Annotated in this window: 20 protein-coding genes, 1 tRNA gene, 1 riboswitch and 1 other annotated feature (1 of these 23 running past the window's edge); of the genes, 20 read left to right on the top strand and 1 reads right to left on the bottom strand. The window is 43.8% G+C overall.

Features of this window, described 5'->3' with window-relative positions:
- Window positions 1–25 precede the first annotated feature (25 nt).
- From RH061_RS17365 to RH061_RS17345, 5 genes are all read left to right on the top strand, one after another.
- On the top strand, window positions 26–778 hold the full coding sequence (locus RH061_RS17365; RefSeq protein ID WP_311072051.1) for a hypothetical protein: 753 nt from the start codon (window positions 26–28) through the stop codon (window positions 776–778).
- A 35-nt stretch (window positions 779–813) separates the two neighbouring features.
- Window positions 814–1,743: an FTR1 family iron permease gene (locus RH061_RS17360; RefSeq protein ID WP_311072049.1), complete on the top strand. Its 930-nt coding sequence runs from the start codon at window positions 814–816 to the stop codon at window positions 1,741–1,743.
- A gap of 102 nt (window positions 1,744–1,845) precedes the next feature.
- Window positions 1,846–3,453 (top strand): glycosyltransferase family protein, encoded by a 1,608-nt coding sequence (locus RH061_RS17355; protein ID WP_311072047.1) that lies wholly within the window; start codon window positions 1,846–1,848, stop codon window positions 3,451–3,453.
- 15 nt (window positions 3,454–3,468) lie between these two features.
- The gene (gene uvrC, locus RH061_RS17350; protein WP_311072046.1) at window positions 3,469–5,241 is read left to right on the top strand and encodes an excinuclease ABC subunit UvrC; all 1,773 of its coding nucleotides are present in this window, start codon (window positions 3,469–3,471) and stop codon (window positions 5,239–5,241) included.
- A gap of 69 nt (window positions 5,242–5,310) precedes the next feature.
- Window positions 5,311–5,488, top strand: a riboswitch (Lysine riboswitch).
- Window positions 5,489–5,639: 151 nt separating this feature from the next.
- Entirely contained in the window at window positions 5,640–6,872 is a 1,233-nt protein-coding gene (locus RH061_RS17345) for an aspartate kinase (protein WP_311072044.1), read from the top strand.
- A 271-nt stretch (window positions 6,873–7,143) separates the two neighbouring features.
- Here RH061_RS17345 and RH061_RS17340 read toward each other — a convergent pair whose 3' ends face one another.
- Complete coding sequence (locus tag RH061_RS17340) at window positions 7,144–7,602, bottom strand: YslB family protein (protein WP_311072042.1); 459 nt, start codon at window positions 7,600–7,602, stop codon at window positions 7,144–7,146.
- A 456-nt stretch (window positions 7,603–8,058) separates the two neighbouring features.
- On the opposite strand from RH061_RS17340, the gene RH061_RS17335 reads away from it, so the two are divergent.
- The 15 genes from RH061_RS17335 to ilvE all read left to right on the top strand — a co-directional run bounded on the left by RH061_RS17335 (window position 8,059) and on the right by ilvE (window position 21,897).
- The gene (locus tag RH061_RS17335; RefSeq protein ID WP_311072040.1) at window positions 8,059–8,667 is read left to right on the top strand and encodes a succinate dehydrogenase cytochrome b558 subunit; all 609 of its coding nucleotides are present in this window, start codon (window positions 8,059–8,061) and stop codon (window positions 8,665–8,667) included.
- Between the two features lie 98 nt (window positions 8,668–8,765).
- A complete protein-coding gene (gene sdhA / locus RH061_RS17330; RefSeq protein ID WP_311072038.1) occupies window positions 8,766–10,523 on the top strand; it encodes a succinate dehydrogenase flavoprotein subunit in 1,758 nt (585 codons plus the stop codon).
- 6 nt (window positions 10,524–10,529) lie between these two features.
- Window positions 10,530–11,291, top strand: a complete 762-nt coding sequence (gene sdhB / locus RH061_RS17325) for a succinate dehydrogenase iron-sulfur subunit (RefSeq protein ID WP_311072036.1) — start codon at window positions 10,530–10,532, stop codon at window positions 11,289–11,291.
- 113 nt (window positions 11,292–11,404) lie between these two features.
- Window positions 11,405–11,986, top strand: coding sequence for a class D sortase (locus RH061_RS17320; RefSeq protein WP_311072034.1), 582 nt, complete (start codon window positions 11,405–11,407; stop codon window positions 11,984–11,986).
- Between the two features lie 235 nt (window positions 11,987–12,221).
- Entirely contained in the window at window positions 12,222–14,519 is a 2,298-nt protein-coding gene (locus tag RH061_RS17315) for a DUF8508 domain-containing protein (RefSeq protein WP_311072033.1), read from the top strand.
- 112 nt (window positions 14,520–14,631) lie between these two features.
- Entirely contained in the window at window positions 14,632–15,099 is a 468-nt protein-coding gene (locus tag RH061_RS17310; RefSeq protein WP_311072032.1) for an acyl-CoA thioesterase, read from the top strand.
- Window positions 15,100–15,237: 138 nt separating this feature from the next.
- Window positions 15,238–15,462, top strand: coding sequence for a spore germination transcription factor GerE (gene gerE, locus RH061_RS17305; RefSeq protein ID WP_019154738.1), 225 nt, complete (start codon window positions 15,238–15,240; stop codon window positions 15,460–15,462).
- A gap of 187 nt (window positions 15,463–15,649) precedes the next feature.
- Window positions 15,650–16,108: a MarR family winged helix-turn-helix transcriptional regulator gene (locus RH061_RS17300; RefSeq protein WP_311072026.1), complete on the top strand. Its 459-nt coding sequence runs from the start codon at window positions 15,650–15,652 to the stop codon at window positions 16,106–16,108.
- A 10-nt stretch (window positions 16,109–16,118) separates the two neighbouring features.
- Window positions 16,119–16,916, top strand: a complete 798-nt coding sequence (racE, locus tag RH061_RS17295; protein WP_311072025.1) for a glutamate racemase — start codon at window positions 16,119–16,121, stop codon at window positions 16,914–16,916.
- Window positions 16,917–17,337: 421 nt separating this feature from the next.
- Entirely contained in the window at window positions 17,338–18,408 is a 1,071-nt protein-coding gene (locus RH061_RS17290; RefSeq protein ID WP_311072023.1) for a GerMN domain-containing protein, read from the top strand.
- A 124-nt stretch (window positions 18,409–18,532) separates the two neighbouring features.
- Complete coding sequence (gene rph / locus RH061_RS17285) at window positions 18,533–19,288, top strand: ribonuclease PH (RefSeq protein ID WP_311072022.1); 756 nt, start codon at window positions 18,533–18,535, stop codon at window positions 19,286–19,288.
- 13 nt (window positions 19,289–19,301) lie between these two features.
- Entirely contained in the window at window positions 19,302–19,907 is a 606-nt protein-coding gene (locus tag RH061_RS17280) for an XTP/dITP diphosphatase (protein WP_311072021.1), read from the top strand.
- Entirely contained in the window at window positions 19,900–20,424 is a 525-nt protein-coding gene (locus RH061_RS17275; RefSeq protein ID WP_311072020.1) for a metallophosphoesterase, read from the top strand. Before RH061_RS17280 ends, RH061_RS17275 begins: the two co-directional genes overlap by 8 nt.
- A 122-nt stretch (window positions 20,425–20,546) precedes the next feature.
- A tRNA-Arg gene (locus RH061_RS17270) sits at window positions 20,547–20,623 on the top strand.
- A gap of 371 nt (window positions 20,624–20,994) precedes the next feature.
- A complete protein-coding gene (ilvE, locus tag RH061_RS17265) occupies window positions 20,995–21,897 on the top strand; it encodes a branched-chain-amino-acid transaminase (protein WP_311072019.1) in 903 nt (300 codons plus the stop codon).
- A gap of 33 nt (window positions 21,898–21,930) precedes the next feature.
- Window positions 21,931–22,085: a binding site (T-box leader), on the top strand (it continues 99 nt past the right edge of the window).

The following is a 22,085-nucleotide window of genomic DNA, read 5'->3' as shown; positions in this document are numbered from 1 at the left end:
TATCATTGTAGGAGGGAAACAGCAGATGAAAAAAGTTATATTTTTTTGTTTTTCATTGATATTAATTCTCATTAACGGCATTCCACAGACTGCCAGTGCTTATTCATATGGTGATCCCAATGAAGAGAAAGTCGCGGAGGTCTATAAGGAAATGCAGTTGAAGCTGGATGAAAACCCTCCAAACTTCTCGGCGGCGAAATCCCTGTTTGAAACGGTTAAAGAAGAAGTTGATATGCACATGGGAACTGAGCCAGGTGAAGTGATCTTGGAAAGTATAAATGAAGAAGATAAAGAAGCAACGATTCAGAATATGGAAAAACTACTTGTATTGAATGTTGCGAGAAGACTTGAAAGCATCGAGAAGAGCTTTGAGGAGTATGATACTTCAAAGAAGCTTCTTGCGAAGGGATATGCTACATATCAAGCGTTATCACCAAAGGTTGAGGCAAATAATCCTGAAGCAGACAAGGAAATAAAAGCCGACTTTGATGCTGCATTAGAAGCACTAGGAAATCCAGGACTCTTTGGAGTCGGGAAGAAGCCCTCTGATATAGAAGTTTTTAAAGAAAAGAAAGAGGCAATCCTGAATTCCTTGCAAGCCGAATTCGATCTTCCCAGCCTGGAAGTAGGCCATTTTACAGAAACAGAAGAACAAGAAGGCACTGGGAAAAAGGACTGGACAGATCGATCGAATATCCGTAACTGGATTCCATTGATCCTGATAGTTGCAGTCATTGGTGCGATTGTTGTTATTGGTATAAAAAGAAGAAGACCATAAATCTAGATGACACCTTGGAGAGGGGAGAATCAGCGATGGAAGTTCAAGCTTTACTGATCACATTTCGTGAAGTATTGGAAGCGCTATTAATCATTGGAATCATCACAACATACTTAAAGAGGACAGGTAATCCCAAGTATACGAAGTATGTATGGCTAGGGGCAGCACTTGCAATCCTTGCAAGCATCGGGGTAGCGATCCTGTTCCAGGTAGTATTCACCGGATTTGCAGCGATGGGCAGTGAGATTTACCTGAAAATAGGGATCATGATTGTGTCGACCGTCCTCTTGACCCAGATGGTATTCTGGATGGCAAGCCACAGTAAAGATCTTAAAGGCAATATGGAAGGCAAAATGAACAAGTTCATTTCTACTGGTAACATTGTCGGCATGGTCATCCATTCATTCCTTGTCGTCTTGCGTGAAGGTATCGAGACTGTATTCTTCTTTGCAGCAATCACTGGAGGTAACATCGGTGCTGCCATGCAGGGATGGGGAGCAATCACGGGAACACTGATTGCGTTCGCCGTTTCATACATGTTCTTCAAAGGAACGATGAAGGTTAAGCTTAAGACCTTCTTCCAGATCACTGGCGCATTCATCATCCTGATTTCTGCCGGGTTGCTTGTTCAGGCGATCTCAATGATGCAGGATGTCAACATCATAGGCAGCGTAATGTACCATGTGTACGATATTACATGGCTATTGCCTGAACACCCGATCGATTATGCACATTATCTGCGTGATACTGGCGTCGCACCGCTTATCTCAGGCGATGTGGGCATATTCCTGAAGGCGCTGTTCGGATACTCATCAATGCCTTCAATTGAAGAAGTCATTGCTTATATCGGATACTTTGCTGCAATCTTCCTGCTGACTTCATCACGCAGCTCTAAGAAAGAAAAGGCTGTTGAAAAGAAGGCTGCTGAGAATAAGAAAGTAGTTTTGAATCCACAAGTTAAATAGACCATTCTATTCGAGGCTTTACGCTCCTCTCTCCGGAAAAGTACAGGGAATATCCTTGTACTTTTTTCATACGTAAAAAAGGTGGAAGTTAGTTGGTGTAAAATGATGAATTCAGAAAAAATGAAAAGAGTGGTCATTCCTGGACTGAGTTCATTGGCGGTCCTTTACATTTTCGTCCTCCAGTTGAACTCACTTAATCCATTTGTCGCCTCATGGGATCAAGTTGACTTTACCCTGGCTTTGGAAAGGTTTGACCTTCGCGCAATGCAGCCGCATTTCCCGGGATATCCCTACTTTATATTGGGCGGAATGCTCCTGAAGTATTTGGTCAACCAGCCAAGTCAGGCTCTGGTTCTTTTCAATGTGTTAGTGTATGCCAGTTCCATCCTGCCTGTGTATTTAATCGGGGCAAGAAGCTTAAGCAGGACAAATGCGATACTTCTTGCGGCTGTCCTGTATACTGCCAGTTATCCTCTGATCATCGTGAACCAGCCAATGTCGGAGGGGGCGGCACTTGCTGCGTTTTGGTGGTACTTCTGGAGTATCACAGCCGCTGAATCCAGACCGGCAGGGAAATGGATGCTGCTTCCCCTGATTTTATTCAGTATCCTTTTGGGGATCAGGCTGAGCTATATTCCAATGGGAATCGGAATCCTTTATCTACTGTATAAAAAATATACAAAACAGGAGATTGCCTTTGGCGGGGTAATCAAATATGTGATCATTGCTGGATTGTTCCAGTTGATCTGGGTCGGCGGCCTGGTTATTTCCGAAGGAGGATTAACCAGCTTCCTGGAGTTGGCTTTTGGATTTACCGGCGGGCATTTCCAGGAATGGGGCGGTACCTCCGCAACAAATGAACTCTCTTTCCTGGCCAGGCTGAAAGCATTCCTGTTTACCAACATATTATGGTGGGGAATCTTTTCACGAACAACTGTTTTGATGGTATTATATATAGTTATCGGCATAGTTCTATTTTTGCCGGCATTAAATAAAAAAGATTATAAGAAAAACAGCGTTCAAAAAGAATACACTGTTCATAAAGAAGATACTTTTCAGAAGAAAAACGCGGATCAGAAGGAAAATACTGTACAGAAGGAAAACATTTTTAAGAGGGAAGAAACCTTTCAGACGAAAGACATCGTTCAAGGGAAAAACACTCTTCTGCTCGGGATGTTACTGCTCCTCGCTTACAGTGTTTGGGCTTTTTTTGCCCAGAATATCGATAAGCCAAGGCATATACTGCCGCTGGCGCTATTGCTGGTGTTTATTGGCCTTATTGTCTTTTTTAAAAAAAGGGCAGAGACATACGCGAGCCTTCTCGTAGTTTTGGTTATCATTGCCCAGGCAATTTTCTCTTCAAGTTATATACAGAATCAGGTCGCAAACGAGCCGGCGGTCTATCAGCTTGCTCATTATCTGGAGGAGCAACCGGGGGATTTCATCCTGTATACATGGGAAGAAACGAGAGTGCTTCAGTATCTCGAAATGCCTTATCTCCATAAACGAATCTATACATACAGGAATTTCCTTCATGACAAGGGGTTATATAAAGGTAAGACAGTTTATCTTACCAACAGTGTTGTAGACGGATTCCGTTCCCAGGGTTATGACCTAAGCGGAGAGCTCGAGAAGGTAAGAACATTCACATCAGATGAAATTTATGACCCAGTCTATCATGAGATTATTTTATATAAATGGACACCGTAACAGGAGGTGAACGGCATGAATGAACAGATCAGGAATAAGCTTGCCCTTCTCCCTGCTCAGCCTGGTTGTTATTTAATGAAGGACAGGCAGGGGACCATCATTTACGTTGGGAAAGCCAAAGTTTTGAAGAACAGGGTGCGCTCTTATTTTACAGGATCGCATGACGGCAAAACGCTACGACTCGTCAACGAAATCGAGGATTTTGAGTATATCGTCACGTCCTCCGATATGGAAGCTTTGCTGCTGGAGATCAATCTAATCAAAAAGCATGACCCGAAATACAATATCATGCTCAAGGATGATAAATCATATCCGTTCATCAAGCTGACTGCTGAACGGCATCCAAAGCTGATCATTACCAGGAAGGTCAAGAAGGACAGCGGCAAATACTTTGGGCCATATCCGAATGTCCAGGCGGCGAACGAGACGAAGAAGCTGCTAGACAGAATTTATCCACTTCGGAAATGCTCGACACTCCCAGACCGCGTCTGCCTCTATTATCATATGGGGCAATGTCTTGCGCCTTGTGTCAAGGACATCAGCAAAGATGAGTATAAGCAGATCACTGATGAGATCACGAAGTTCCTGAATGGCGGCTACAAGGATATCAAGGAAGATTTGACGGCTAAAATGGCTGCCGCTGCTGAAGAGCTGGATTTTGAACGAGCGAAGGAATTTCGGGATAAAATCGCCCATATCGAGGCAACGATGGAAAAGCAAAAGATGACGACGACAGATTTTACAGATAGAGATGTGTTTGGCTATGCTTTCGACAAAGGCTGGATGTGTGTACAGGTCTTTTTCATCCGGCAGGGAAAATTGATTGAACGAGAAGTTTCCATGTTCCCGATCCACAATGAACCTGAAGAAGATATCCTCACATATCTGGGGCAGTTTTATTCGAAAAACGAGCATTTCAAACCGAAGGAAGTTTTGGTGCCTGAGGGCGTGGATCTTGAACTGGCAGAAGGTCTGCTTGAAGTAAAGGTTCTAAAACCGCAGCGCGGAAAGAAGAAGGAGCTTGTCCACCTGGCATCCAAGAATGCAGGGATCGCCCTGAAAGAAAAGTTCTCGCTGATCGAGCGCGATGAGGAACGGACCATCAAGGCTGTTGAAAATCTTGGCCAGCAAATGGGCATTTACACTCCTCATCGGATCGAGTCTTTCGATAACTCCAACATTCAGGGAACAGATCCGGTATCGGCGATGATTGTTTTTATCGACGGTAAGCCGGAAAAAAGAGAATATCGCAAATATAAGATTAAATCGGTCAAGGGCCCGGATGACTATGAATCAATGAGGGAAGTCGTAAGGCGCCGGTATACCCGTGTCTTGAGAGAGGGACTGCCACTGCCGGATTTGATCATCATTGATGGCGGAAAAGGACATATCGAATCCGCACGGGATGTACTTGAAAATGAACTGGGACTTGATATTCCGATCGCCGGACTGGCCAAGGATGACAAGCACAGGACCTCCCAGCTGCTCTATGGCAATCCGCTGCAGGTGATCGAACTGCCGCGTAACAGCCAGGAGTTTTACCTGCTGCAGAGAATCCAGGACGAAGTCCACCGGTTCGCGATTACCTTCCACCGCCAGCTTAGAGGCAAAAGTGCCTTTCAGTCATTACTCGATGATATTCCAGGCATTGGCGAAAAGCGCAAGAAGGCCTTGTTGAAGCATTTCGGCTCGGTGAAAAAAATGAGGGAAGCCTCTGTGGAAGAGTTGAACGCAGCCGGTCTGCCGGCAAATGTCGCAGAGGAACTCTTTCAGAAATTACAGAATTAATGTAGCATTCTATTTTTAGGTATGCTATAATGATAAAAATTTCATATAGCTATCACTTTAGAGCATTAAAGTGAAGATAGAGGTGCGAGCTTCAAGAGTAAAAGTCTGGAGAATTGTAGGATTCAGAGATGGGCTTTGAAAGGGAATGTTCGCCGAAGTGGGAAAATGCCTATCCATTTTCACGCTGGTCCTTCGTTGAACAAACGCTGGATTGTCAAGATTGCCATCTTGGAGTGCTATCTCATGTTGCAGCGTATATACACGTTTATCAAGCAATGGGAGCCACTTCCATTGCTTTTTCTGTTTTTTAGGGCTATTTTTGACAGAATTACATATGCGGCGAAGTCATGGAAACTCTATTAGAGGCAAAATACAGAATGAAGAGGCAGGGGAAACATATGGGATTGATTGTACAAAAATTCGGTGGAACATCGGTTGGCAATGTCGAAAGGATCAGGAACGCGGCAAGCAGGACAGCAGAAGAATTGCAGAATGGCAATAATGTGGTCGTAGTCGTATCAGCAATGGGCAAGACGACAGACCATCTTGTCGATATGGCGAATGATATCTCAAGCGCACCATCAAAAAGAGAGATGGATATGCTGCTGACAACAGGCGAGCAAATTACGATCGCACTATTTTCAATGGCATTGGCGCAGAATGGCATCGAGGCCGTTTCCTATACAGGCTGGCAGGCTGGAATCAAAACAGAAGCTGTCCACGGCAACGCCAGGATTGTCGATATCGAAACGGACAGGATTGCCAGGGATTTAGAGGCTGGCAAGGTAGTCATTGTCGCAGGATTCCAGGGTGTTACGGATGACGGTGAGATTACGACACTTGGCCGCGGCGGCTCAGATACAACGGCAGTTGCTTTAGCGGCGGCACTGAAAGCTGATAAATGCGATATCTACACAGATGTGACCGGTGTGTTCACGACTGATCCACGATATGTGAAAAGCGCAAGGAAGCTGCTGAGCGTTTCCTATGATGAAATGCTAGAGTTGGCCAATCTCGGGGCAGGCGTGCTCCATCCGCGTGCGGTGGAATTCGCGAAAAACTATGGATTGCCACTTGAAGTAAGATCCAGCATGGAAAAAGAAAGAGGCACGATCATCGAGGAGGAGAATGAAATGGAACAGAATCTAATCGTACGCGGAGTAGCGTTTGAAGACCAAATCACGAGAGTATCAGTCCTTGGAGTCAGCACTTCACTTAAAGGACTTTCAACCATATTCACAACACTTGCACAGAACCACATCAATGTCGACATCATCGTCCAAAGCCGTACAGAAGCAGGGTTAGCCAATATTTCGTTCTCCATTAAGAGCAATGACCTATCAGAGGCGCTTGACGTATTGGAACGCAATAAAGAAACATTGAACTACCAGGCGGTCGAATCCGAAACAGGCCTCGCAAAAGTGTCAATCGTCGGTTCAGGCATGGTCTCCAACCCTGGCGTGGCCGCAAAAATGTTCGAAGTCCTAGAAGGAAACGGCATCCAGGTGAAAATGGTAAGCACATCCGAAATCAAGGTTTCAACTGTTGTCGACGAAAAACAAATGGTAAACGCAGTAGAATCACTGCACGAAGCATTTGAGCTATACTCAGAAGCAGTTAAGACGAATTAATAGAGGAATGGTAAAAGCTTTCCTGGTGTACCGGGAAGGCTTTCTATCGTTAGGTGAATGTGATGAGTTTCGGTAAGAAGAAAGAGGAACATGTGCCCGAAGTTCGGTGAATGCGAGGATTTCGGTAAGAAGAAAGAGGAACATGTGCCCGAAATCGGAGAGAGTGAACGATTTCGGCGCTTGCCAAGCAGTAAAAGGGTTTTAAGCATAGTAAAAAGACACAGCCAATATTTGACTGTGTCCTGTCACCTAAAATCCCGGAGTAGGTGAATCAAAACTCGCATACAGGATCACTCTTATCCCATTTGATCGTGAACATAATTTTCGCTGATTTTTTATTGGGGTGTTCGAAGGCTTCGGTTGTTACTTTTTTCTGGTGTTCCATTTGCTGGGCTATGAAACCTGCTTCTAGCTGGAATGTGGTGTTTGGGTTGTTTTTCAGTCGGGAGGAAATGAGCTCGCTGCTAAGTTCAAGCACCATTTCTCTTCGGGATTCTTCTTTGATGGATAGTGTGCCCCAGCCTGCATCCCGGAAAAAGCGGATGGTTTCGTCTAGGGTTGATAATGGATATTTTCGGGCGAGGCGTTTTCCAGCCCAATAAAGGATTTCTGCTGTGTCTTTGCCAAGCAATTCCGGCAGGAGGACTTCCCTGATCAATTCATATCCAAACGCAGGGACAGCCAGTGGATCGCTCTCGGTTTTTTGTTCAGAAGTAGTTATTTCACTCATGTTCTCCCCTCTTTCTATCACTCTATTATAAACAATTTGCCGCGAAAACATTAAATTAAAAAGTTGTTAAATTTTGCATGGCATAAGAAATTCTATAAATTTTTTCCATGTTTATACCATACCCGAAACTGAGTTATTCAAAATTATTGAATCGGGAAATTTTTAATCAGTCGGTTCCTATAGGCAATAGTATTATTTTAATATACTCTTTCCTGTGTTGGAATAATTAGAAAGAGGGATTTTTACAATATCAATATATTTTAAAAATTTTATTTATATAAGCATTTTTATGTATCCGTTTTCTTGACGCTCTATTATGATGGGAGTAAAATGAACATGTCACATAATTGTAAGAAATGCTTATTTTTTTGATGTTGGGTTGAATCAATCTGTTAGATTAGTAGGGATGGGGAGAAAAACCTTAACATCACGGCCAAATTTCAGGGGGGTATACTTATGGCAGGTAGACAAGAGTTTTATTGGCGGAGGCTGCATTCTTTACTGGGTGTCATTCCAGTGGGTCTTTTCCTCATGCAGCACCTTGTAGTCAACCATTTCGCTACAGGGGGAGAAGAATCATTCAATAGCGCAGCACATTTTATGGAGCAGTTGCCTTTCAGGTATTTTCTAGAAGTCTTCATTATCTTCTTACCATTATTATTCCATGCAATTTACGGTCTTTATATTGCTTTTACGGCTAAGAACAATATAGGCCAATATAGCTATTTCAGAAACTGGATGTTCATGCTTCAGCGTGTGTCTGGTGTTATCACATTGATTTTCGTAGCTTGGCATGTATGGGAAACACGTATTGCCGCAGCATTTGGTGCAGAAGTTAACTTCCAGATGATGGAGACAATCCTTTCATCTCCATTCATGCTATGGTTCTATTTAATTGGTGTCATCTCTACAACTTTCCACTTTGCGAACGGATTATGGTCATTCTTCGTTAGCTGGGGAATCACTGTAACACCGCGTTCACAAGTTATTTCTACTTACGTCACGATCGGAGTTTTCATTGCGCTTTCCATCGTAGGTGTCCGCGCAATCCTGGCATTTGTATAAGCCGTTTTCAGGGGCTGCAGTCCGAAGCCTATGCTGGAAAAAGAGTTACTATTGAACGGATATGAAAGACAGACATGGATTTAAGGGAGTGAGTCACGATGAGTAAAGGTAAGGTGATCGTAGTCGGCGGCGGTTTGGCTGGCTTAATGGCTACAATTAAAGTTGCAGAAACAGGAACTCCTGTTGAACTGTTTTCTCTTGTGCCGGTAAAACGTTCCCACTCTGTATGTGCACAGGGCGGAATCAATGGTGCAGTAAATACAAAAGGTGAAGGTGACTCTCCATGGGAGCACTTTGACGATACAGTATACGGCGGGGACTTCCTTGCGAACCAGCCGCCAGTTAAGGCGATGGCTGAAGCAGCGCCTGGAATCATCCACCTTCTTGACCGTATGGGTGTCATGTTCAACCGTACGCCGGAAGGTTTGCTTGATTTCCGCCGCTTTGGAGGCACACAGCACCACCGTACAGCATTTGCTGGTGCGACAACTGGACAACAGCTTCTATACGCTTTGGATGAGCAGGTTCGCCGCCATGAAGTGGCTGGTTTGGTCACGAAGTACGAAGGCTGGGAATTCCTTGGAATAGTTAAGGATGAGGAAGGCGTGTGCCGCGGAGTCGTAGCACAGAACCTGACTTCTATGGAAATCAAATCATTTGCTGCTGATGCTGTCATCATGGCAACTGGCGGCCCTGGTATCATTTTCGGTAAAACAACGAACTCTGTTATCAATACGGGTTCGGCTGCTGCGATCGTTTACCAGCAGGGCGGATACTATGCAAATGGTGAATTCATCCAGATCCACCCTACAGCAATCCCCGGGGATGACAAACTCCGCCTGATGAGTGAATCTGCCCGCGGTGAAGGTGGACGAGTATGGACGTATAAAGATGGTAAGCCATGGTACTTCCTTGAAGAGAAGTATCCTGCTTATGGAAACCTTGTACCGCGTGATATCGCTACACGCGAAATCTTCGACGTGTGCGTTAGCCAGAAGCTAGGCATCAACGGTGAGAACATGGTTTATCTTGATCTATCACATAAGGATCCTAAAGAGCTTGATATCAAGCTTGGCGGTATCATTGAAATCTATGAGAAATTCATGGGCGATGACCCAAGAAAAGTTCCTATGAAAATATTCCCTGCAGTTCACTATTCTATGGGTGGACTATGGGTTGACTATGATCAAATGACAAATATTCCTGGCTTGTTTGCTGCAGGTGAGGTTGATTATTCACAGCACGGTGCGAACCGTCTTGGAGCCAACTCATTATTGTCAGCAATCTATGGAGGAATGGTAGCAGGTCCAAATGCAATCCGTTACATCAACGGCCTTGAGAAGAGCTCTGACGCTGTTTCTTCTGCTCTATTCGATGACGCTGTCAAGATGGAACAGGAGAAATGGAACAATGTCATGTCACTTGATGGCACTGAAAATGCATATGTCCTTCACAAAGAGCTTGGCGAGTGGATGACGGACAATGTAACTGTTGTTCGCTACAATGACAGACTTCTGAAAACAGACGAGAAGATTGTCGAGTTGATGGAGCGCTATAAGAATATCAATATCAACGATACTGCAAAATGGAGCAACCAGGGTGCTGTATTCACACGCCAGCTTCAAAACATGCTTCAACTTGCACGTGTTATCACAATTGGTGCTTATAACCGTAACGAAAGCCGTGGGGCTCACTATAAACCGGAATTCCCTGATCGTAATGATGAGGATTTCTTGAAAACTACGATGGCGAAGTTTGTTGACGCAAACTCTGCTCCAGCATTCCATTATGAAGAAGTAGATACTTCATTAATCAAACCGCGTAAGCGCGATTACTCTAAGAAGAAGGGGGAGTAATAAGGCATGTCAGAGAATAAAACTGTTACTTTTGTAATCAGCCGTCAGGATACTCCTGATTCCGCCCCTTATGAAGAAACGTTTGTATTAGATTATCGTCCAAATATGAACGTCATTTCGGCACTGATGGAAATCCGACGTAATCCTGTTAACTCAAAAGGTGAAGCAACGACTCCTATCGCCTGGGATATGAACTGTCTTGAAGAGGTTTGTGGTGCATGTTCAATGGTCATCAATGGCCGCCCGCGCCAGTCATGCTCTGCGCTAGTTGATCAGCTTGAGCAGCCGATCAGGCTTGAGCCTATGAGAACATTCCCGGTTGTCCGTGACCTTCAGGTTGACCGCAGCCGTATGTTCGATTCATTGAAGCGTGTTAAAGCATGGGTACCAATCGATGGCACTTACGATCTTGGACCTGGACCTCGTATGCCAGAGAAAAAGCGCCAGTGGGCTTATGAACTTTCCAAGTGTATGACTTGCGGTGTCTGCTTGGAGGCTTGTCCTAACGTAAACGACAAGTCCGATTTCATTGGGCCGCAGCCATTATCACAGGTACGTCTTTTCAACGCCCACCCAACAGGTGCTTTGAATAAAGGCGAGCGACTTGAAACAATCATGGGAGACGGCGGACTTGCGAACTGTGGAAACTCACAGAACTGTGTCCAGTCTTGTCCTAAAGGCATTCCATTGACTACATCAATCGCAGCTTTGAACCGCGATACAACATTGCAGGCATTCAAAAACTTCTTCGGAAGCGATCAAGTATAAAAACGAACCTCCTTTCACTGGAAAGGAGGTTTTTCCTTTTAGCTAAAATAGTGCTTTTTCCAGTCTGGTTCTCTTGATATACTTTTCTTAAAAGCCATAAATAGGAGCGGTATATGAAATTTACAAAGATATTGGCAATTGTGATTGTCATTAGTGGAGTGATTGTCCTTGGGATTGGATTATTTCAGTTGTGGGACATCAGACAGCAGGAGAAGATTTCCCTTGCAGCGGCGAAAGAATTGGTTAAGGAAGATAAGCCAAAAGCTTCAAAAGAAGAATTCAAGCCTGAAACCGGAGAGGCTTCCGGATTGCTGTTGATTCCAAAAATAGAAGCTGAATTGGCTATAGTGGAGGGAACGGATGCTGACGACCTCGAGAAGGGGGTTGGCCATTATAAAGGCTCCTTCTACCCTGAAGAAAATGGGCAAATTGTTCTCTCAGGCCACCGTGATACAGTATTCCGAAAAGCAGGTGACCTGGAATTGGGAGATCACCTGACAATGAAAATGCCTTATGGCGATTATACATATGAAATTACTGGCACAAAAATCGTCAGCGCAGATGATACCAGTATCATTACGCTCCAAAACGACGAAGAAGAGCTCGTTTTAACCACCTGCTATCCATTCAGCTATGTTGGCGATGCTCCCGACCGATACATTATTTATGCCAAGAGGACATCTGATAACGATTAAAGCTAAAATATATTATAGAAAGTTAAATGGTAAGCCGGGGCCAATAGTCCTGGCTTATTTTCTTTTTCTCTAGTAAATAAGTTTGCCTCTTAGGAAAACGTTTACAGACTATAGATTCATTTTTCAGTTTTTAACAAAAAACTTACATTCACTTTATGAAAAGGCGGATTTAACCATGTTATATTTCTCTTGACGGAAGACAATAAATTCCGACAAAAACGGAGGAGGAATAAATGTGGGAAATCTTAAGCGTAAAACTTTTTCCTGGCTGGCAGCAGTTATTTTACTAGTAAGCTATGCTATACCTTTTTCTGGTGGTCAAGCATCCGCTGAAACCGTTATGACCGTCCAGCAGGCAATTGAGAATAATAGTGGAACTGGTACAGTAGAAGGATACATAGTAGGACATACAATAAGCACCAATTCATATGACCATGAAGCACCATTTGGAAATGATTATAACTTTGCGCTGGCAGATAATCCTGAAGAAACAGACCCTTCAAAGATCCTGCCAGTCCAACTTAGTTCCTCTTTTAGGGGTACATTCGGTTTAGGGACTAATCCGGATATCCTTGGAAAAAAAGTACAGGTTACAGGCTCATTGGAAGCGTATTTCACTGTTCCGGGTCTTAAGTCACCTTCAGCGATCCAGTTTTCTGACGGCAGCGGAGGGGAGCCAGGTGAACCTGGCGAACCAGAGCCACCGGCAGTAACTGGCCTGAAAATCCATGATATCCAGGGTGAAGGCCATGTTTCTCCATACAAGGATCAGCAGGTAGCTCAAGTTGCGGGTATTGTAACAAAGGTGGAAGGTAACAGCGCTTTCTTCATGCAGGATCCTGAAGAGGATGGCAATCCCAATACATCTGAAGCTATCTATGTATATAAAAAGAATCATGGTCTTACTGAAGGTGATCAAGTTGAAATTGATGGCCTTGTAAAGGAATGGGTACTTGATGGTTACAGTGAAAAGCTGCAAACCGACCTTGCCATGACTGAAATCAATGCTACTGAAGTGACAAAGATTGCTACAGGCGTCGAGCTTCCAGCGCCGGTTGTCATTGGTGAAGATCGTATCCCGCCAACGCAGGTAATTGATAACGATCAATTTAGCGTCTTCGATCCATCAGAGGATGGCATTGATTTTTATGAAAGCCTAGAAGGAATGAGAATCGGAGTAGAAAGCCCACAGGTAATTGGCCCTCAAAAGTATGGTGAAGTACCGGTCATCGCCAATAAGGTCGAAGGCAAAGTTTACAGCCCACAAGGCGGTATCCTGCTAACTGAAGAAAGTTCTAATCCTGAAAGAATGTTCCTGCTGATCGATCGTGATTTTATAGCGAAAGCAGGCGACCAATTTAACGGCCTGGTCACTGGTGTTGTGAGCTATGGTTTCTCTAATTTTAAAATCCTCGTTGACCAGGAAACTCTTCCTGAATTAATTGAAAGTGAATTGGTTGAAGACTATGCCACTTTTGATCAAAAAGAGAATAAACTGACCATTGCCAGCTATAATATTGAGAACTTTTCTGCGGAAACTGATCAATCAAAGACTGCTAGAATTGCAGAATCAATGATCAATAATCTAAAGACTCCAGATATCATAGGTTTGGTAGAGGTGCAGGATAATGATGGCCAGACTGGCAGCGGTTCTGCAGATGCATCACAAAGCTACCAGGCTTTAATCGATGAAATTGTTGCACAAGGCGGGCCAGCATACAACTGGACTGATATTGCTCCTGAGTACAATCAGGATGGTGGTGCTCCTGGTGGCAATATCCGCGTTGGTTACCTATATAACCCTGAACGAGTTCAACTAAAAGAAGCTCCGAAAGGAACAGCTACAGAAGCTGTTGCCTATGAAAATGGCGATCTTACCTTGAATCCAGGAAGAATTGATCCACAGAATCCTATTTTTGAAGATACTAGAAAGCCATTGGCAGCAGAGTTTGTATTCAAAGGACAGGAAGTAATTGTGATTGCGAATCATTTTAACTCAAAGGGCGGAGATGATCCTTTATTCGGGGTTACCCAGCCACCAGTATTAGATAGCGAAGTCCAAAGAATCGAGATTGCAAAATTGCTCAATGAATTCATTGCAGGCATACATGCGGAAGATCCAAAAGCAAATGTTGTTGTTCTAGGTGATTTGAATGACTTCGAATTTTCCAAGCCAATTGAGGTTCTCGAGAACGGTCAATTGACTAATATGATCGAGACTTTGCCAGAAGGCGAGAGGTTCACTTATAACTATCAAGGGAATTCACAGGTATTGGATCATATCCTTGTCTCTAACCATCTTGCTGATCAAGCAGAGGCTGATATTATCAATATCAACTCCTTATATATGGAAGAGCATGGAAGAGCAAGTGATCATGATCCTGTTATGGTGCAACTTCATTTGAATAATGGGCAAAGGCAGTGTCCGGATTCAAGTGGCAACAAAGGATCAGTAAAGCAGAATGAAGATAACGGAAGGCATTTAGGGCACGAGAAAAATGCTAAAGCCTGTGGTTATGACAAGGCTAGCTGACCTATCAGAAGGATTGGTAATTCCAATCCTTCTTTTTTATTTCCAAAACGACTAAATAAATTTATAATAGAGAAAAGAATGAATGTTCATTCATTTTACGGGAGGTTTCAGCATGAAAAAGATGGATTACATTAATGAGATTGTAAGCTGGGAACAGGAGTTTGAATTTTTTTATCCGGTGAAGGTTCGGTTTTCTGAAACCGATATGTTCGGGCACTTAAATAACACTGTACCGTTTACATATTTTGAACAGGCGAGGATTGAATACTTCAAAAGCCAGGGATTCATGCAGGATTGGGTTAAACCAGAGAATGAGACGATTCCGGTCGTTGCCGATCTGCAATGTGATTATTTGAGCCAGATTTTCTTTGATGAAGATCTTAGAATATTTGTGAAAGCCAACTCAATTGGAAATTCCTCAGTAGACCTGCACTATATGGTCAAAAAAGCCGATGGTTCGATCTGTCTGACTGGCAGGGGGACAATCGTACAGATTTCCAAAAGGACAGGAAAGGGAGTATCCTGGACAGAGGAAATGAGGCACTTATTTTCAGAAAGCAAAAAATCAGTTTTTAAATAAGATTTACGTCTAAAAAAAATTGGCATGAAGTCCCTTAAATGTTGTCACTACACCTCTTTCCTTCACATATGATATTTTGACTAAATTTATACCCACCCCGCAGTTCACAGCTGGCGAAGGCAAGGAGGGTTACAATACTTGAAGGAAAATGAATATACTCACAAGCCATTACTCACTAAACGCGAAAGAGAAGTTTTCGAACTGTTAGTACAAGACAAAACAACAAAAGAGATCGCTAGTGAATTATTTATCAGCGAAAAAACGGTTCGGAACCATATTTCAAACGCCATGCAAAAGCTTGGTGTAAAGGGGCGTTCCCAAGCTGTTGTAGAGCTCCTGCGTATGGGAGAGCTAGAACTTTAATCATGACCGGCCGACCCGAATGGGGGGGGCCGGTTAAGATGTTTAAAGGGGTGAAAACTGGCTGGAACTTAATTCTGTCTTGAAATTTGCTCGAAAAAAGTAGAAAATAAGGGCAATAGATAAAATCTTCTCAGCTTGGAAACAAGTTTTATGATAAAGGAAAAAGAATTCTTAGGAGTTGTTACGGATGAAACTTGAAGGGGTAGAAAAAAATCAGGGGCTGGAGACAGTAGCTGATATCGAAAAGGATTTACGGTACATATCAGGCATCATTAAGCAAAAGGGACGCGAGCTCCTCAGCAATTACACAATCACTCCCCCCCAGTTCATTGCACTGCAATGGCTATTTGAGGACGGGGATATGACAATCGGGGAACTGTCCAATAAAATGTTCCTTGCCTGCAGTACAACCACGGATCTGGTAGACAGGATGGAGAAGAATGAACTTGTCGTCAGGGTGAAGGATCCCAATGACAGGCGTGTAGTCCGTATCCATCTTCTGGACGAGGGTGAAAGGATCATCGATGAAGTGATCAAGAAACGACAGTTATACCTTCAAGAAGTATTGAAGGACTTTTCAGGTAAAGAAATATTGTCCCTTAAAGAAGGCTTAGCGAAATTACATCAAGAAATGCGAGAAGAATGAGGCGAGTTTTTTGAATCGACCAATCGGAATCATTGATTCAGGAGTAGGTGGGTTAACGGTTGCCAAGGAAGTGATGAGACAGCTTCCGTATGAACAGATTATCTATGTCGGTGATACAGCACGCTGTCCATACGGACCACGTCCGGTTGAGGAAGTAAAGAGATTCACCTGGCAAATGACCCGGTTCCTGCTTGAAAAGAATATTAAAATGCTTGTCATTGCATGCAATACGGCGACTGCAGTCGTCCTTGACGAAATAAGGAATGAACTCTCGATTCCAGTGTTAGGTGTCATTCAGCCTGGTGCGAGGACAGCGATCAAGGTAACAGAGAATTATAAAATTGGTATTATCGGAACTGAAGGCACGGTGAAAAGCCGTGCGTATGAACATGCATTGAAATCAATCAATCGCCGGACTGCAATTGAAGCACTTGCTTGCCCTAAATTCGTGCCGCTTGTTGAAAGTGGAGAATACGATGGCCGTGTTGCAAAGAAAGTGGTAACCGAAACGCTTCAGCCATTGCAGGGTCAGGGGCTGGATACATTGATCCTGGGCTGCACCCACTATCCTTTGCTCGAGCCGCTCATTAAAGAAGTGATGGGGCCTGAAGTCAAGGTGATCAGTTCGGGCGAGGAAACAGCGCGTGAAGTGAGCACCATTCTCGGCCATAACGATATGTTTGCCGACAGGGAAGAACTTCCGGAGCACTATTATTACATGACAGGTTCAAGGACGATTTTCTCATCCATAGCATCACAGTGGCTCGAGAGGCCGATTGAACATGTCGAAAAAATTAGATTGAGTTAACAAGGCTTCCGGAGACGGAGGTCTTTTTTTAAATTTCTTGGCTTGTTATCATTCAAAGTTGATTTTCGTGTGGGTATGAGAGTTCATAAACGGAGGATTTCCGGCTATTGTGTATAGTGGACGCTTTTGCAGCAGAAATAAGCGGAGAATTTCCAGTTAACTGCACTAACTAAGACGAATATTCACCGATTTGGATTAAATAAACGGAAAACCTCCCTTTATTTTTAAGGAAATAAGGGTATTTCCCAATTTAAGCGGAATTTATCCGTTTACTTTTCGAACACTGTGAGATCAACATTCGGTTATAACAGAGCTGTTTTCTTTATAATCAATTTTAATTACTAAAATCTTCTTAAAGGCGGTCTAAAATATCCAGAGGCTCGTATACATATTAGTACAAACTGTCTTTGGAGGGATTTATATGTCAAAAAATAAAAAGGCTGTGGTCGTTACAGCTGCTACACTGGCAACTACGGTATTCCTATCTGGCTGTGGACTGTTCGGGGGCGAGGAAAAGAAGAAAATTGATCCTCCTCAGGATGTCACGTTCATGGAAGAGGGAGAGGCGCTTGATGAAAATGTTACTACAGAAACAGCTGAGGATGGAAAAGAAGCGGTTGAAACATCCATTCAGACAGAATTGTATTTGATCGATAAAAATGGCTATGTCGTCTCACAGACAATGGAACTTCCGAAAAAAGAGGGAGTCGCCCAGCAGGCTCTGGAATACCTAGTTGCGAATGGACCTGTCGAACAAATGCTTCCAAATGGCTTCAGGGCCGTCCTTCCAGCTGACACACAAATGACAGTGAACATCAAGGACGGAACAGCGACAGTTGATTTTTCAAAGGAATTTGCATCCTATAAAAAAGAGGATGAAAAGAAGATTCTTCAGGCAGTAACTTGGACGCTCACACAATTCGATACAATCGATGAAGTGAAGCTTCAGATGAATGGCACCCCTCTTGAAGCAATGCCTGTAGGCGGCACTCCGATTGGAGGAGAGCTGAGCCGTGCGGATGGCATCAATGTGGACAATTCCGATGTCGTTGATATCACAAATACGAAAGCAGTCACGGTCTATTATGTTGGCGGCGAAGAAGGCGCGTATTATTATGTGCCAGTAACGAAGCGCGTCAGCAATGCTGTTAAGGATAATATCACCGCAATCGTCAATGAGCTTGTTGAAGGGCCGGCATATGCATCCAATCTTCTGTCAGACTTCCAGTCAGGCGTGAAGCTGCTTGACGCACCTAAGGTTGAGGATGGCAAGGTGACATTGAACTTCAATGAATCCATTTATGGCAGCTTTGAAGAAAAAATGGTCTCGGAACACCTGCTGAATTCGCTTGTGCTTTCACTTACTGAACAAACAGGTGTAGAGAGTGTAGCCCTTACGGTGAACGGCAAGGCTGACGTCCTTACAGAATCGGGAGAAAAACTCGCTGAGCCGGTTACAAGGCCTGAAAAAGTAAACACAGGTAGTTTTTAATAGCCGGATTTTGATATACTAATTAAAGACATCCAAAGAGGCAGGCGTATTTCCTGCCTCTTATTTATATTGTGGTTCAAAGGCAGGCTGCCTGCCTTTTATCATGCTAAGGAGGACACTTATAATGCGATTTGATGGGCGTGAACCATTGCAATTAAGACCAATACATATTGAAACGGATTATCTGAAACATCCAGAAGGATCAGTACTAATTTCTGTGGGAGATACGAAAGTGATTTGTACTGCGAGCATAGAGGACCGTGTTCCACATTTCATGCGCGGCGAGGGTAAAGGATGGATTACGGCGGAATACTCGATGCTCCCGCGTGCTACAGAACAGAGGAACATTCGTGAGGCGGCAAAAGGCAAGATTTCCGGAAGAACGATGGAAATCCAGCGTTTGATTGGAAGGGCGCTGCGCGCAGTCGTAAATCTTGAGGCGATTGGCGAGCGTACTGTTTGGATCGATTGTGATGTCATCCAGGCAGACGGGGGCACTCGTACTGCTTCCATTACAGGAGCTTTTGTTGCGATGGCTATGGCTCTTGAGAAGCTGAGCAAGCAAAAGAGGCTTTCTGGATATCCTGTGACAGACTTCCTAGCTGCCACAAGTGTTGGCGTTTTGGAGAACGGAGAGGCTGTGGTAGATTTGAATTATGTCGAGGATTCTGCTGCCCATGTCGATATGAATGTTGTCATGACCGGCAATGGAGAATTCGTTGAGCTGCAGGGTACTGGGGAAGAAGCGACTTTTTCATACAGCCAGCTGCAGGATCTTTTAAAGGCTGCACAAGATGGTATCTCAGAACTTTTCGAAAAACAAAAGGAAGCTCTGGGAGAAGAATTGACTGCCAAAATTGAGGGCGGAAAACGGAGATAGGAGAGATCTCAAAATGGAATCAGTCATAATTGCAACAAAAAATAGCGGAAAAGCTAAGGAGTTCGAGAAACTTTTTTTGCCAAAAGGCTTTGCCGTGAAAACTTTGCTCGATTATCCAGAGCTTGAAGATGTGGAAGAAACAGGTTCAACTTTTGAGGAGAACGCCATCTTAAAAGCTGAGACGATTGCTAATACCCTTGGTGTGAGAGTGATCGCGGATGACTCCGGGCTTGAAATTGATGCATTAGATGGCCGGCCGGGTGTGTATTCGGCACGATACGCAGGTCCTGAAAAAAATGATGAAAACAATATCGACAAAGTTCTCGATGAACTTCAGGGTGTCCCGGAAAGCGAGCGAACTGCAAGATTCTGCTGTGCTCTCGCGATGGCAGAGCCTGGCAAGGAGACATTGACTGTATTCGGGACGTGTGAAGGAAGGATCCTTGAGGAGAGACGCGGTTCCAATGGTTTTGGCTATGATCCCATTTTCTTAGTAGAAACGAAAGGGAAATCGATGGCTGAATTGGCTTCAGACGAAAAAAATAAGATCAGCCACCGGGCCAATGCGATCAGGAAGCTGGATGAGCTCCTTAAAGAGCGTGAGGAACGCCATGAGTAGGGTGCTGATTGTCAGTGACAGCCACGGCTCAACTGAGGTGCTTGAGGGAATTGAAAAGCTGCACGGGAATGATGTGGACTTAATGATACACTGCGGAGACTCAGAGCTTTCGGAAAGCGATGCTGCGATTGTGAATTTCAGCTCGGTGAAGGGAAATTGCGACTTTTATGGCCATTTTCCTGATGAAGAGATGCATGTGATAAATGGCGTTAGAATTTTCGTGACACATGGGCATCTTTACTCTGTAAAGTCTACACTCGTAAACTTGTACTATAAGGCAAAAGAACTGCAGGCTGATATCGTCTGCTTTGGACATTCTCATTTGCTGGGAGCAGAAATGGTGGATGATGTACTGTTCATCAATCCTGGAAGCATCAGGCTTCCACGAGGCAGGACTGAAAAGAGTTATGCCATCCTCGAGCTGGAAAATGGTAAAGCAGTATTGCGGATCTATGACTTTGGAAATGGTGAGATTTCTGAGCTGAAGCAAGAGTTTTCACTTCACAAAACAAATTAAAACTACTATAATGTTTTTCTGAGGGGAGCCAGCAGGTTTCCCTCGGAAAAAAGTTTTTGATTTTTTATTGACATTTAGTTATTTGGCTAATATAATAAATCTTGTCTTTAAAAAACAACCAAGTCCCAGTAGCTCAGCCGGATAGAGCATACGCCTTCTAAGCGTACGGTCGGGAGTTCGAATCTCTCCTGGGACGCCATCTAAACTACATACTTTAACTCACCTTTTGGGTGAGTTTTTTTTTATGCCTAAAAGTAGTGCCTACTCTCGGGAACGGCAGACAAAATACTCGGGCTGAATAAAAAATTTGATTTTTTGTAAATGTGAATATATCAACAATGTAAGCGGATACAAATTAACTAACTAATCTAAATTATCAAATAATTTAGAAAAAGGGTGTTGACGAGGGTTTGAATTGGGCGTAAGATAATCCTCAAATAAAAAAAACAAGTTGAATGCATCGAAAGTGAGTCATAGTTTTATATTTATTTTTGGATAATGTAAAACTGTATTTTTTTAACCTATGAATTTAATAATTTAAAGCGTCTATTTGTTAAAGGAGTGTTTATTGTGCCCGATCAATGGATTTACTTAAACGGGGAATTCGTCACCAAGGAAAATGCTAAAGTTTCAGTATATGATCATGGATTTCTATACGGAGACGGTATTTTTGAAGGGATACGGGTATACAGCGGCAATATTTTCAGGATGGAAGAACATATGGACCGACTTTACCGGTCAGCTAAGTCCATCATGCTGAATATGCCACACTCCAAAGAGGAGTTCACCGGCCTGGTTGTTGAGACGGTGCAACGGAATCAATTGAGAGATGCTTATATCCGGATTGTTGTTTCCAGGGGTGTCGGGGACCTAGGGCTTGATCCTTTCAAGTGCCCGAACGCGAATGTGGTCGTCATCGTAGAGCCACTGGCTATTTTCCCGAAGGAGCTGTATGACCGAGGTTTGGAAATCGTAACAGTCGCGACAAGAAGAAATCGGCCAGATGTATTGAGCCCGAAAGTGAAATCGCTGAACTATTTAAATAATGTTCTTGTAAAAATCGAAGCTCATCTGGCAAATGTAAGTGAAGCACTTATGCTGAATGATCAGGGATATGTTGCAGAAGGCTCCGCTGATAATATTTTTATCGTGAGAGGCAATACATTCCTCACACCGCCAGGTTATGTAGGTGCTTTAGAAGGAATCACCAGGAATGCAGTTATCGACATTGCTAAAGACCTTGGGTACGAGGTGAAGGAGGAACCATTTACCCGCCATGATGTATACACAGCCGACGAGGTATTCCTTACAGGGACGGCAGCAGAAGTGATCGCGGTCGTCAAAGTGGATGGAAGGGTCATCGGCGATGGAGTACCAGGAGAGCATACGCAGAATATCCTGCGTGAGTTCAGGGCGAAAGTAGTGGCAGACGGAATTCAGGTTTATTCGGAAAAAGCGCATCAGGTCAGTTAATAATCGAAAAGCCAAACCCAATAATTGAATAAGGATAAAGCGAGGACAGGGACAAGTAATTTATTGCGATCAGCATGCACAGAGAGCCGGGGTAGCTGGAAGCCGGTGATGCCGCAATAAGTGAACTCACCTTGGAGCGCCAGTTTGAAAGGAATCCTAGTAAAACTGGTCGAGTGCTTGGCACTTGT

The organism is Mesobacillus jeotgali (assembly GCF_031759225.1).
Taxonomy (GTDB): Bacteria; Bacillota; Bacilli; order Bacillales; family Cytobacillaceae; genus Mesobacillus; species Mesobacillus jeotgali_B.
Note: the sequence above shows the minus strand (reverse complement) of the source record. Positions and strands in the feature narration are given on the sequence as shown.

Excerpts from the sequence above, each read along its gene's own strand:
- RH061_RS17365 (WP_311072051.1), top strand. The coding sequence starts at position 26 with ATGAAAAAAGTTATATTTTTTTGTTTTTCATTGATATTAATTCTCATT.
- RH061_RS17360 (WP_311072049.1), top strand. The coding sequence starts at position 814 with ATGGAAGTTCAAGCTTTACTGATCACATTTCGTGAAGTATTGGAAGCG.
- RH061_RS17355 (WP_311072047.1), top strand. The coding sequence starts at position 1,846 with ATGATGAATTCAGAAAAAATGAAAAGAGTGGTCATTCCTGGACTGAGT.
- uvrC (WP_311072046.1), top strand. The coding sequence starts at position 3,469 with ATGAATGAACAGATCAGGAATAAGCTTGCCCTTCTCCCTGCTCAGCCT.
- RH061_RS17345 (WP_311072044.1), top strand. The coding sequence starts at position 5,640 with ATGGGATTGATTGTACAAAAATTCGGTGGAACATCGGTTGGCAATGTC.
- RH061_RS17340 (WP_311072042.1), bottom strand. The coding sequence starts at position 7,602 with ATGAGTGAAATAACTACTTCTGAACAAAAAACCGAGAGCGATCCACTG.
- RH061_RS17335 (WP_311072040.1), top strand. The coding sequence starts at position 8,059 with ATGGCAGGTAGACAAGAGTTTTATTGGCGGAGGCTGCATTCTTTACTG.
- sdhA (WP_311072038.1), top strand. The coding sequence starts at position 8,766 with ATGAGTAAAGGTAAGGTGATCGTAGTCGGCGGCGGTTTGGCTGGCTTA.
- sdhB (WP_311072036.1), top strand. The coding sequence starts at position 10,530 with ATGTCAGAGAATAAAACTGTTACTTTTGTAATCAGCCGTCAGGATACT.
- RH061_RS17320 (WP_311072034.1), top strand. The coding sequence starts at position 11,405 with ATGAAATTTACAAAGATATTGGCAATTGTGATTGTCATTAGTGGAGTG.
- RH061_RS17310 (WP_311072032.1), top strand. The coding sequence starts at position 14,632 with ATGAAAAAGATGGATTACATTAATGAGATTGTAAGCTGGGAACAGGAG.
- RH061_RS17300 (WP_311072026.1), top strand. The coding sequence starts at position 15,650 with ATGAAACTTGAAGGGGTAGAAAAAAATCAGGGGCTGGAGACAGTAGCT.
- RH061_RS17290 (WP_311072023.1), top strand. The coding sequence starts at position 17,338 with ATGTCAAAAAATAAAAAGGCTGTGGTCGTTACAGCTGCTACACTGGCA.
- rph (WP_311072022.1), top strand. The coding sequence starts at position 18,533 with ATGCGATTTGATGGGCGTGAACCATTGCAATTAAGACCAATACATATT.
- RH061_RS17280 (WP_311072021.1), top strand. The coding sequence starts at position 19,302 with ATGGAATCAGTCATAATTGCAACAAAAAATAGCGGAAAAGCTAAGGAG.
- RH061_RS17275 (WP_311072020.1), top strand. The coding sequence starts at position 19,900 with ATGAGTAGGGTGCTGATTGTCAGTGACAGCCACGGCTCAACTGAGGTG.